General features: G+C 61.2%; 10 protein-coding genes. 3 read left to right on the top strand and 7 right to left on the bottom strand.

Annotated features, from left to right (window positions below; all coding sequences use genetic code 11):
• Positions 1-103 precede the first annotated feature (103 nt).
• Positions 104-868 (bottom strand): GntR family transcriptional regulator, encoded by a 765-nt coding sequence (locus tag WBR57_RS03130; RefSeq protein WP_424082028.1) that lies wholly within the window; start codon positions 866-868, stop codon positions 104-106.
• A gap of 225 nt (positions 869-1,093) precedes the next feature.
• Here WBR57_RS03130 and WBR57_RS03125 point away from each other — a divergent pair, with 225 nt between their 5' ends.
• Positions 1,094-2,284: a benzoate/H(+) symporter BenE family transporter gene (locus WBR57_RS03125; RefSeq protein WP_424082026.1), complete on the top strand. Its 1,191-nt coding sequence runs from the start codon at positions 1,094-1,096 to the stop codon at positions 2,282-2,284.
• A 37-nt stretch (positions 2,285-2,321) separates the two neighbouring features.
• Here the strand turns inward: WBR57_RS03125 and WBR57_RS03120 are convergent, their stop codons facing one another.
• Positions 2,322-2,666, bottom strand: coding sequence for a YggL family protein (locus WBR57_RS03120; protein WP_122543826.1), 345 nt, complete (start codon positions 2,664-2,666; stop codon positions 2,322-2,324).
• Positions 2,667-2,903: 237 nt separating this feature from the next.
• On the opposite strand from WBR57_RS03120, the gene dacB reads away from it, so the two are divergent.
• A complete protein-coding gene (gene dacB, locus WBR57_RS03115; RefSeq protein ID WP_424082024.1) occupies positions 2,904-4,364 on the top strand; it encodes a D-alanyl-D-alanine carboxypeptidase/D-alanyl-D-alanine endopeptidase in 1,461 nt (486 codons plus the stop codon).
• Here dacB and WBR57_RS03110 read toward each other — a convergent pair.
• Entirely contained in the window at positions 4,361-6,799 is a 2,439-nt protein-coding gene (locus WBR57_RS03110; RefSeq protein ID WP_424082022.1) for a sensor domain-containing diguanylate cyclase, read from the bottom strand. The genes dacB and WBR57_RS03110 overlap by 4 nt on opposite strands.
• Positions 6,800-6,939: 140 nt before the next feature.
• On the bottom strand, positions 6,940-9,204 hold the full coding sequence (gene rlmKL / locus WBR57_RS03105; protein WP_424082019.1) for a bifunctional 23S rRNA (guanine(2069)-N(7))-methyltransferase RlmK/23S rRNA (guanine(2445)-N(2))-methyltransferase RlmL: 2,265 nt from the start codon (positions 9,202-9,204) through the stop codon (positions 6,940-6,942).
• A 531-nt stretch (positions 9,205-9,735) separates the two neighbouring features.
• Here rlmKL and rmf point away from each other — a divergent pair.
• On the top strand, positions 9,736-9,951 hold the full coding sequence (gene rmf, locus WBR57_RS03100) for a ribosome modulation factor (RefSeq protein ID WP_002553055.1): 216 nt from the start codon (positions 9,736-9,738) through the stop codon (positions 9,949-9,951).
• Between the two features lie 118 nt (positions 9,952-10,069).
• Here the strand turns inward: rmf and WBR57_RS03095 are convergent, their stop codons facing one another.
• The 3 genes from WBR57_RS03095 to WBR57_RS03085 form a co-directional block, all read right to left on the bottom strand.
• A complete protein-coding gene (locus tag WBR57_RS03095; RefSeq protein ID WP_424082017.1) occupies positions 10,070-11,098 on the bottom strand; it encodes a quinone-dependent dihydroorotate dehydrogenase in 1,029 nt (342 codons plus the stop codon).
• Positions 11,099-11,184: 86 nt separating this feature from the next.
• Positions 11,185-11,646, bottom strand: a complete 462-nt coding sequence (locus tag WBR57_RS03090) for a transglycosylase SLT domain-containing protein (RefSeq protein WP_424082015.1) — start codon at positions 11,644-11,646, stop codon at positions 11,185-11,187.
• Positions 11,639-12,070, bottom strand: a complete 432-nt coding sequence (locus WBR57_RS03085; protein WP_424082013.1) for a winged helix-turn-helix domain-containing protein — start codon at positions 12,068-12,070, stop codon at positions 11,639-11,641. Before WBR57_RS03085 ends, WBR57_RS03090 begins: the two co-directional genes overlap by 8 nt.
• Positions 12,071-12,075 lie beyond the last annotated feature (5 nt).

Genomic DNA, 12,075 nt, shown 5'->3' with positions numbered 1-12,075 from the left:
TGTGGGAGCGGGCTTGCTCGCGAATGTGGTGTGTCAGTCAACAGATACTTAGACTGAACCACCGCCTTCGCGAGCAAGCCCGCTCCCACATTTTTGATCGGGTTTACAGTTTTACGGACGAGCGTCCCGGCTTTTTGGTCTGCAACAAATGCGAGAACACCGCATGCAAATCATCCGACGCGCTTTCCTCGTCGAGGTTGAGCTTGCTGTCGATGTGGTCCATGTGGTGCATCATCAAATTCACTGCCAGTGCCGCATCGCGTGCCTCGATCGCGTCGATCAGCTGGGTGTGTTCATCGTAGGAACAGTGCGAGCGGTTGCCGCTTTCGTACTGGGCGATGATCAACGAGGTCTGGGACACCAGGCTGCGCTGGAAGCTGATCAGCGGCGCGTTCTTCGCCGCCTCGGCCAGCTTGAGGTGGAATTCGCCCGAGAGCCGGATACCCGCACCACGATCGCCGCGCGAGAAGCTGTCGCGTTCGTCGTTGACCATCTGGCGCAGCTCAGCCAACTGTTCGGCGGTGGCGTGTTGCACCGCCAACTCGGTGATCGCGCGCTCCACCAGGCGACGGGCGAGGAACACCTGGCGCGCTTCTTCGACGCTCGGGCTTGCCACCACCGCACCGCGATTGGGCCGCAGCAACACCACGCCTTCATGGGCCAGGCGCGACAGCGCACGGCGAATGATGGTGCGGCTCACGCCAAAGATTTCACCCAGTGCCTCTTCACTCAATTTGGTTCCGGGCGCCAGGCGTTGTTCGAGGATCGCCTCGAAGATATGCGCGTAGACGATATCGTCCTGGGTTCCGCTGCGACCGGCCTTGCCGGCTCGCGGTTGTTTCTTGAGAGGTTGCAACTGTTCGGTCATGGGCACTCGGGTTTGGAGAACGGCGGCGAATTAAGGGTAATACGGCAAGCGCGTGTCGCTGGCAAGTATCACCTAAAAACACGGCACATTGTACACAACCCTCTGCGCCAACACACTGTACGGCTGTTTGCGGCCCCGGCTGTATTGCAATGAGTCATCGCGTTTGAGTTTAGGCTTGAATCCGCGCCCTCACCGGCAAAACCCAGGTAAAAGGAACACCTTTCCATGAATGACGCCACCCAAGCGCCCTTGCGCCCGCTGGCCGACACGTCTGCGTCGGCCGTCGTCGCCGGCTTCATCGCCATGATGACCGGCTATACCAGCTCCCTGGTCCTGATGTTCCAGGCCGGGCAAGCCGCCGGTTTGACCACGGCGCAGATTTCCTCATGGATCTGGGCGATCTCCATCGGCATGGCGGTGTGCAGCATCGGCCTGTCTTTGCGCTATCGCACGCCGATCACCATTGCCTGGTCGACCCCCGGCGCCGCGCTGCTGATCACCAGCCTGGGTGGTGTCAGTTACGGCGAGGCGATTGGTGCCTACATCACCTGCGCGGTGCTGGTGACGCTGTGCGGGCTGACCGGCAGCTTTGAAAAACTGGTCAAACGCATCCCGGCGTCACTGGCGGCGGCCTTGCTGGCGGGAATTCTGTTCAAGATCGGCAGCGAGATTTTCGTCGCCGCGCAGCACCGTACGGGCCTGGTGCTGGGGATGTTTTTCACTTACCTGATCATCAAGCGCCTGTCGCCACGCTATGCAGTGCTCGCGGCATTGGTGATCGGCACCCTGCTCTCGGGCCTGATGGGCTTGCTGGATTTCAGTGGTTTTCACCTGGAAGTGGCCACTCCGGTTTGGACCACCCCGCATTTCTCGCTGGCGGCAACGATCAGCATCGGCATCCCGCTGTTCGTCGTGGCGATGACCTCGCAGAACATGCCCGGCGTCGCCGTGCTGCGCGCCGACGGCTACAACGTGCCAGCCTCGCCGCTGATCACCACCACCGGCCTGGCGTCGCTGGTGCTGGCGCCATTCGGCTCCCACGGCATCAACCTGGCGGCGATCAGCGCAGCCATCTGCACCGGCCCGCATGCCCATGAGGATCGCAACAAGCGCTACACCGCCGCCGTGTGGTGCGGGGTGTTCTACGGGATTGCCGGGGTATTCGGCGCGACATTGGCGGCATTGTTCGCAGCCCTGCCCAAGGAGCTGGTGCTGTCGATTGCGGCCTTGGCATTGTTTGGCTCGATCATCAATGGCTTGAGCATTGCCATGAATGAGCCGAAGGAACGGGAGGCGGCACTGATCACCTTTATGGTCACCGCGTCGGGGCTGACGTTGTTTTCAGTCGGCTCGGCGTTCTGGGGGATTGTGGCGGGGGTGTTGACGCTGCTGATCTTGAATTGGCGCAAGGCATAAAAAAACGGCGACCCTCAGGTCGCCGTTTTTTTCAGTATCACTTAGCCGCGTTGATCGGCTTTTCTGGATACCACACGTCCAGCAACGGGCTGACTTCAGCCTTGGTCAGCTCGGAACGGGTTTTCAGCCATGCTTCAACCGCAGCACGCTGCTCTTCGGAAACCGAGCCGCGCTTCTGCAGGCAAACCAGACCGAAGTCATCGCCGCCAACATAGCCCAGGCCGTTGGCTTCCATGGCTTCTTTGATGAATGCTTCGAGGAAAGCGTCGATAGCTTCTTCACTCAGGCCTTCTTTGAAGTCCAGGTTCAGTTCGAAACCCAGCTCTTGAAATTCATCAACGCACAGTTTTTTGCGCAGACGCTGGGAACGGTTAGTCGCCATTGGAACAGTCCTCATAAGTAATAACGGGCGGCACTTTAGCAGTTTAAGGCGGCGATTGCCCGACTCTCTGGGACAGGCGGCACTTTACCGGTAAAAAAAACCCGAATTACCAGCTATGGTTCAGCTACAACGGGACCAACCTTGGGGCATAATGCCGACACTTTCATGACTAATGAGGGATTTTCTTACACACCCCTCGCCTTTTTCACCCTCCTCAGCAGTAGGGTTTTATTCCTTATGATCAAATCTTTGCGTTCAGTATTAATCGCCGGTCTTCTGCTTCCCCTGGCCTTTTCCACCTCTGCCGCCCCCGTCAACAACACCCTGCCCCCGAATGTTCAGCAAGCGCTGGCCAAGGCCAAGCTGCAAAATACCGCGCTGTCGCTGGTGATGATTCCCCTGAACGGGCCCGGCACCCCTACCGTCTTCAACGCTGACGTCTCGGTGAACCCGGCCTCCACCATGAAGCTGGTCACCACCTACGCGGCCCTGGAGATGCTCGGCCCCAACCACCAGTGGAAAACCGAGTTCTACACCGACGGCACCCTCAGCGGTGGCGTGTTGCACGGCAACCTGTACCTCAAGGGCGGCGGCGACCCCAAGCTGAACATGGAAAAACTCTGGCTGCTGATGCGCGACCTGCGCGCCAACGGCGTGCAGCAAGTGACCGGCGACCTGGTGCTGGACCGCAGCTTCTTCAACCAACCGCAGTTGCCGGAGTTCAATGACGACGGCAACGACGAAAACAAACCATTCCTGGTCAAGCCCGACGCCCTGCTGGTCAACCTCAAGGCCCTGCGCTTTGTGACGCGTAACGATTCGGGCCGAGTGATCGTGTCGGTCGAACCGCCGATTGCGAGCATCCGCATCGACAACCAAGTCAAAGTTTCCAACGCCAAGCAGTGCACCGGTGACGTGCGCTACAACCCGGTCACGGCCGCCGACGGCAGCATGACGGTGACGGTCAGCGGCCAGTTGGCGGAAGGCTGCAGCTCGCAGACCTATCTGTCGCTGCTCGACCACGCGACCTACACCGCCGGCGCCGTACGGGCGATCTGGCAGGAGCTGGGCGGCACCCTCCAGGGCCGTGATATCCAGGCGCCGGTGCCAAAGAATGCCAAGTTACTCGCCCGCGCGTTTTCCCCGGACTTGGCGGAAATCATCCGCGACATCAACAAATACAGTAACAACACCATGGCCCAGCAGCTGTTCCTGAGCCTGGGCGCGCAGTTCCGCAACGATGCCGATGGCGACGACGCCAAGGCTGCACAACGCGTGGTGCGCCAGTGGCTGGCGAAGAAAGGCATTACCGCGCCGCACCTGGTGATGGAGAACGGCTCCGGCCTGTCGCGTGCCGAGCGGGTCAGCGCGCGCGAAATGGCAGCCATGCTGCAAGCCGCCTGGAAAAGCCCCTACGCTGCGGAATACATCAGCTCGCTGCCGATTGCCGGCACTGACGGCACCATGCGCAAGCGCCTGAAAACCACCGCCATGCGCGGCGAGGCCCACGTCAAGACCGGTACCTTGAACACCGTGCGCGCCATCGCCGGATTCAGCCGCGACAACAACGGCAATACCTGGGCGGTGGTGGCGATCCTGAATGATCCGAAGCCATGGGGCGCCTCGTCAGTGCTCGACCAAGTGCTGCTGGACCTGTATCGCCAGCCGAAGCTGGCGGCCGCAGCGCCGGTGCTCTAATTCAGTGAATGGGGACCGCTTTGCGGTCCCGCGGGAGCAAGCGCCCTCGCTACCCTCTCTACCCGGTCCCTGCCCGCCTGCTTGGCCACATACACCGCCGAGTCGGCGCGCAGCAGCAACCCATCGATGCCCTCATCCACCCGCCAGCTGGCCACACCAAAGCTGGCGGTAACGATGCCCACCGGCTCCATCGGTACGTCACGCAGCGATTGCCATAATTGCATCGCCAAGCCATAGGCCTGTTCGTCATCGGTGTTGGGGCACAGCACCATGAACTCCTCGCCCCCGAGACGGCAGAACACATCGCTGCGGCGCAGGCGCTGGCTGATACGTTTGCACAACTCCTGCAGCACCCCGTCGCCCACAGCATGCCCGTGCCGGTCGTTGATGCGCTTGAAGTGGTCGATGTCGAGCATGATCACCGACAAGGCCCCCGAGGTGCGGTTGAGCCTTACCATCTCGGCCCGAAGCCGATCCTGGAAATAGCGGCGGTTGTGAATCCCGGTCAGCGAGTCGGTGATCGACAGCGCACGCAGCTCCTCCTCCACCCGCTTGAGATCGGAAATATCCGAGACGTAGCCATTCCACAGGGTACCGCCGCTTGGCAATTCTTCCGGGGTGGCCTCGCCGCGGAGCCAGCGCAGACCCCGTTGCGGCAACAGCACCCGGTACTCCTCGCGCCAATGGCTCAACTGCAGGGCCGACAAGCGGATCGACGCGCGCACCCGCTCCGCGTCCAGCGGATGGATACGCTCGAAGACTTTCGTCGCATCCTGCTGCAACAGGCCAAGCTCGATTTCATAGATGTCACGCATGCCGTCGCTGGCGTAGATGAATTTCCAGCGGTCCTGAGCCTCGAGGGTGAATTGGAAGATCCCGCCGGGCACATGGGCGCTGAGCTTTTTGAGTAGCCGGTCGCGGGCGGCCAGTGCCTCGTAGGCGCGTTTCTGCTCGGTAACGTCCAGGTAAATAGCCAAGTGCCCGATCCATAAACCATGCTCATCGAGCAACACGGTGGCCAGCATATTCACGGTCAATTGGCTGCGGTCCTGGCGGATCAGCCTCCATTCACGGGCTTCGTGCAGGGTGTCGGGGCTTTCCACCAGCATCGCCTGGCTCGCTGGAATGCGCTTGCCCAAGGCCACACTCAGGCTGGCGGAGCGCGCTTGGAGCTCCGCCGCCAGGTGCAGGCTTTCCAGGGTCAACTTGCCCACCACCTGCTCCGCCTTGAACCCCAGCATCCGCTCGGCACCGGCGTTGAAGGTGTTGATGACCCCGCGCAGGTCGGTCGCAATGATCGCCACCTGGGTGGCGGCATTCAGCACACTGCGTAATTGCCCATGCGCCCCGCGCAGCTCCTGCTCGCGCTGGCGCAACTGCACGGTGCGCTGCTCCACCAGTTTCAACGCGCGCTGGCGCTGGCTCACCAGCACATAGAGCAACGCGCTGAGCAGCAGGCTGAGCAACCCGCCCATGCTCAGGATCGTGGCCAGCGAGGAATGATTGGACTGATCGAACACCTGGCTCGGGCGCAGGCTCAGGGCGTATACACGGTCGCCCAATGTGAGGCGGCGCGCGCCGACGAGGTCACTGTCGCCCAGCGCGTTACTCGACTCGAAGAGTACGCGCTGTTGCAGGTCGGACGTGTCGACAATCTGCATCACCAGGTTGTCGCGATCCGGCTTTGGCAACCCGTCAGTCACCAGTTGGCGCATGCTGATCACCGCCATCACATAGCCGTAGGGTTCGTTCTGGGGCTGCGCTGAAGTGGGCTGGCTGCTCACCGGTGCGACCAGCAGTACACCGGTGGCATACGCGGGCTCTACCCCCACCAGTTGCATCGGTTGCGACACCGCCAGCTTGCCGCTTTGTTGCGCGCGCTCAAGGGCCGAACGTCGCAGGGGCTGGGCCAGCAGATCAAAGCCCAGTGGCGCGCCCAGCAGGCTTTGAGTCTGGCTGTAGAGCACCGGCACGTATTCTTCACGCTCAGGCGCGGGGACCAGCTCACCGGCGGCATTCAATTCGCGGATAACAAACGGCGTGCCGCGCTGGCGCGACACCTCGTGTTCAAATTGGCTGCGCTGCTCGCGAAACACGCGCGGCGCCCAGGAGTAAGCGCGGGCGCGCAGCAACAAGGGCTGGGCAAAACCGTCGAATTCTTGGCGGGACACCTCAGCGGAATTTACAAAGAAACGCCGCAGGCTGTTCAGGCGTTGCTCCTGGTCTTCGAAGCGTTCCTGCAGGCGGGTGTAGCGCTCATTAATCAGCAACTGAAAGCGTTGGCGCACCTGTTGCTGATAGAGATCGGACGCCGCCCAGGCGACGATTGCCGTCAACGCGCAGCCTGCCAAAAGCACCACAAACGCCACCAGCCAAGCCGACGCCTGCTCACTGATAAAGCCTAGGATTTTCGGGCGAACGGCGTGCATTAGCATAGGCAACACTCACAACGCCAGCGTGCGGGGCTGTCACTTTGGCTAGGCGTTAAGTTATAGCCATGAGGCCGGTGTTTGACCAGCGTAAAAAAGCCGCAAGCCCTGAATATTCCGGGGTTGCGGCTTTTTTGCTGCGGCGATCAGCGGGCGCTGATTTTCCACGCCCGGTGAATCTTCGCATTACGTGCGAAATCCGGGTCAAGGGTCTTGTCGCTGATTTCCTCGACCGCGTAGCGTTGGCTCAGGTTGTCCTCGAGCACAAACTTGCGGAAGTTGTTCGAAAAGTACAGCACGCCACCCGGCGCCAGGCGCGCCATGGCCAGGTCGAGCAACTGCACGTGATCGCGCTGCACGTCGAAGATGCCTTCCATGCGCTTGGAGTTGGAGAAGGTCGGCGGGTCGATGAAGATCAGGTCGAACTCATCGCGGCTGGCCTCCAGCCACGCCATCACATCACCCTGCTCCAGGCGGTTCTTGTCGGAGAAACCGTTGAGCGAGAAGTTGCGGCGCGCCCAGTCCAGGTAAGTCTTGGACAGGTCGACGCTGGTGGTGCTGCGCGCGCCGCCCTTGGCTGCATGCACACTGGCGGTGGCGGTGTAGCAATACAGGTTGAGGAAACGCTTGCCGGCCGCTTCCTTCTGGATGCGCATGCGCATGGGGCGGTGGTCGAGGAACAGGCCGGTGTCCAGGTAGTCGGTGAGGTTGACCAGCAACTTCACGCCGCCTTCGCTGACTTCGGTGAACTTGCCCTGGGCGCTCTGGCGCTCGTACTGCTTGGTACCGCTCTGACGCTCGCGACGCTTGACCACCACGCGGCTCTTGTCGACATTCAGGGCCTGGGGAATAGCCGCCAGCGCATCGAACATACGTGCGGAGGCTTTTTCCGGGTCGATGGATTTCGGCGCCGCGTATTCCTGCACGTGGACCCAGTCGTGGTACAGGTCGATGGCCATGGAGTATTCGGGCATATCGGCGTCATACACGCGGTAGCAATCCACGCCTTCACGCTTGGCCCATTTGCCCAGCTGCTTGAGGTTCTTCTGCAGGCGGTTGGCGAACATCTGCCCGCCTTCGCTCAGGCGCGCCTGCTCGACCACCGGCGCCGGGGCGGGTTTGATCGGGTTACCGTTCTTGTTGTACTGGCGCTCTTGCGGCTCGGTTGGCGCCTGGTCGTAAGCGGCTTGCTCACGCTCGGCCTGACGCTGTTCCGGGGTGCGACGCTCGCCAGTGACGAACTGGTCGGGGTTGACCTTGATCAGCAGCAATTTGCACGGCAAGGCGCCGTTCCAGAACGAATACTGTTTGTGGCTGCGGATGCCCATGCGCTTGCCCAGGTCCGGCGCGCCGGTGAACACCGCCGCTTCCCAGCCCATGCAGGCCTGGCGCAGACGTTCGCCGAGGTTCTGGTAGAGGTACAACAGGCTGGCTTCGTCACCCAGGCGCTCGCCGTAGGGAGGGTTGCAGATCACCAGGCCTTTCTGGTTCTGGTCCGGGCGTGGCTCGAAGGTGCCGACTTCGCCCTGGTACACCTTGATCCAGTGGCTCAGGCCGGCACGTTCGATGTTGTTGCGCGCGGGCTGGATCAAGCGCGGGTCGGCTTCATAGCCTCGCACCCACAACGGCGGCTTGTTCATGCCAATCGCCGCGCGTTCGGTGGCCTCGGTGTGCAGTTTTTTCCACAGTGCCGGGACGTGACCGAGCCAGGTGGTGAAGCCCCAGAGTTCGCGGTTGAGGTTGGGGGCCATGTCGGCGGCGATCATCGCGCCTTCAACCAGGAAGGTGCCCACGCCGCACATCGGGTCAGTCAGCGCGCCGCCTTCGGCAGCAATGCGCGGCCAGCCGGCGCGAATCAGGATTGCCGCCGCCAGGTTTTCCTTCAACGGCGCAGCGCCCTGCTGCAGGCGGTAACCGCGCTGGTGCAGGCTGTGGCCGGAGAGGTCGAGGGACAGGATCGCTTCGCCGCGGTCCAGGCGCAGGTGGATGCGCAGGTCCGGGTTGATCTTGTCGATGGACGGGCGTTCGCCGGTCGGGGTGCGCAGCTTGTCGACGATCGCATCCTTGACCTTCAGCGCGCCGAAGTGGGTGTTGTCGATGCCCGAGCCGTGACCGCTGAATTCCACCGCCAAGGTGCCGTCCGGGACCATGTGGTCGGCCCATTCGATGTCCAGCACGCCGTGGTAGAGGTCTTCCGCGTCCTTCATCGGGAAGCGCTTGAGCACCAGCAACACGCGGTTGGCCAGGCGCGACCAGAGGCACAGGCGGTAGGCGGTTTCCATGTCGGCCATGCCGCGCACGGCCGAGGTGTGCTCGCGGGCCTCCTCAAGGCCAAGCCCGACGGCTTCCTCGATCAGCAGGCCTTCGAGGCCCTTGGGGCAAGTGAGGAAGAGTTCAAAACGGTCCGACATGGGGCATTCCAGGCTTTTCAGCAATAAATGAACGGGCGACGCATCGCCGGTTCGGTTTTCAATCAAGCACTTTTCTTGAAGAGTGCTCGCGTGGCACGAATGTGCCGTCCCACCCCGTCTAACGGGCCTTTCGGCCTTAATTCACGGGGCAGAAGAAGATTTTGTAGCAACAAAAAGAAATATTCCGACCCTTCGTCGAATAATAACCGACTGCAACGGGCGGGCATTCTCACCAAAGGATTAAACCCATCCTCTTTGCAGGGCACATCATAGCTGGCTTTGCCGAATAAAAGGGGCGAAAAGCCATCCCAGCTTATGGCTATAGCATCGTTATCGTTACGTGCTTATGACAAAACGATCATTGAATCCATGTGACCTATTGGTTAGAACTCAACACAGGTTGGCGCCGTAACGACGCCGACACTAGGCTCGCCACGCCGGCAGCGAGCCCACCAACGGCAGAAAAACTCTGCCCGGCCTCAGACGAGGCCGAAGGATATCAAGACAGTCAACAAGTGAGGGAAACACCCTATGAGAAGACTTAAGCGTGATCCGTTGGAAAGAGCATTTTTACGCGGATATCAATATGGCGTTCATGGCAAATCCCGTGAGCTTTGCCCATTTACTCTACCGTCGGTACGCCAAGCCTGGATCAACGGCTGGCGAGAAGGACGCGGCGACAACTGGGACGGTATGACTGGCACTGCGGGAATCCACAGACTCAACGAACTTCACGCCGTCGGCTAATCAAGGGCATTTAATTCCGACACCACCACGAATATGCAATGACTTAACCACGCACGCCCTATCCAGGCGGCGGGCTTCGGCCCAGGGGCTCCTTTTGAGGAGCCCTTTTTATTGCCAGCTATCTGCCTCGAGGCAGTGCAGCGATCGCGTCCACCGACTGGCGAATCAGCGCCGGGCCTTTGTAGATAAAGCCGGAATACAACTGCACCAGGCTGGCGCCCGCGGCGATTTTCTCGGCGGCGTGCTTGCCTTCGGTGATGCCACCCACTGCGATAATCGGCAAACGTCCCGCCAACTCAGCGGCCAGCACCTTGACGATATGCGTGCTCTGGTCACGCACCGGGGCACCAGAAAGGCCGCCCGCTTCATCACCATGGGCCAGGCCTTCGACGCCAACCCGGCTGAGGGTGGTGTTGGTCGCGATCACTGCATCCATACCGGTATCGATCAAGGCTTGGGCGACCAGTACGGTTTCTTCGTCGCTCATGTCCGGGGCAATCTTGATCGCCAACGGCACACGCTTGCCATGGCGCACAGCCAGGTCTTCCTGGCGCTGGCGCAAGGCTTCCAGCAATTGCTTGAGGGAATCGCCGAACTGCAGGCTGCGCAGGCCAGGGGTGTTGGGCGAACTGACATTGACGGTGACGTAGCTGGCGTGGGCGTAGACCTTGTCCAGGCAGATCAGGTAGTCATCGACGGCACGCTCTACCGGGGTATCGAAGTTCTTGCCGATATTGATGCCCAGGATGCCCTTGTACTTCGCCGCCTGAACACGCGACAGCAGATGATCGACGCCCAGGTTGTTGAAACCCATGCGATTGATGATCGCCTCAGCTTCCGGCAAGCGGAAGATGCGCGGCTTGGGATTACCCGGCTGCGGTCGCGGGGTCACGGTGCCGATTTCGACAAAACCGAAACCCAGTTGGGCAAAGCCATCGATGGCCGCGCCGTTCTTGTCCAGGCCAGCCGCCAGCCCGACCGGGTTGGGGAAGTCCAGCCCCATCACCGATACCGGCATTTTCGCCGGCGCCTTGCACACCAGGCCATTGAGCCCCAGGCGGCCACCGGCTCCAATCAGGTCCAAGGACAGATCGTGGGAGGTTTCCGGGGAGAGTTTGAACAACAGCTGGCGGGCCAGGGTATACATGGGCAGGCTAGACTCGGATGGCGGCGGAAGGTGGCGCCGATTATAGCCGGGGTCACGCCACACGCGCGAGGCGTGCCGTTCAAACGTCAATGCCGCTGCATGACCAGCGCCTCGTAACGCGCCCAGATTTTTTCTGCATAACGCATACGCAACGCCTCGAACTGGGGCCCTTGGCCCGGCCCCGCATTATAGGAGCCCACCGCTGTCCAGTTGTAGCCAAAGCGCTGGATGAATTCCGCGAGAATCGACGCCCCCACCTCAACTGACAGGCAAGGTTCGCTCAGCAGGCGCTCCTCGGTAATGCCCTGCTTGAGCAGGCGGGGCAAGTGGCTGCTGTTGATCTGCATCAAACCGATGTCGCGGGTGCCGTTGCTATTACCATGGTTGACCTTGTCCGCACGATTGCCCGATTCCACCGCAGCGATCGCCTGCAACAACTCCGGCTCGATATCGTGGCGGCTGGCGGCGTCCACCCAGCAATCGGCCAATGCCTGATTGCCGCTCATCAAGGCACTTAACAACAGGCCCGTACGCCATAACTTAGCCATGTCTGATCTGCTCATCCATCACCTGGCCATGGCTGACCTGGCCGCAGACCGAGCACACGTGCTCCACTTGCCTCATCCCCCCTGGCGCCTGCCCGGCATCAGTCCTCACCGGGCATGTAAACCGATAGCCGCGACCGTAGATCGTCTTGATAAACCCTTTATCCGCACCCAGGTATTTGCGCAGCGAATAGATGCAGCGTGTCAGCGATTCCTCGGAGACATCACCCTGTGGCCACGCCAGCTCCAGCAAGCGATCCTTGGTCATCAATACGCTGCCGGAAACCAGCAGTAGCCGCAACACATGCCACTCTTTGGGCGGCAACTGAACATCCGCCCCCGCGCCGGTCAGGCGGCCATCGCCGTGCAGGGTCCACTGCGCAAAAAACAGCGAATGCGTCGTCAATTGATTATCCACGACGACCATACCTA

Origin of the sequence: Pseudomonas sp., from assembly GCF_049590575.1 — a bacterium.
Lineage (GTDB): Bacteria > Pseudomonadota > Gammaproteobacteria > Pseudomonadales > Pseudomonadaceae > Aquipseudomonas.
Note: the sequence above shows the minus strand (reverse complement) of the source record. Positions and strands in the feature narration are given on the sequence as shown.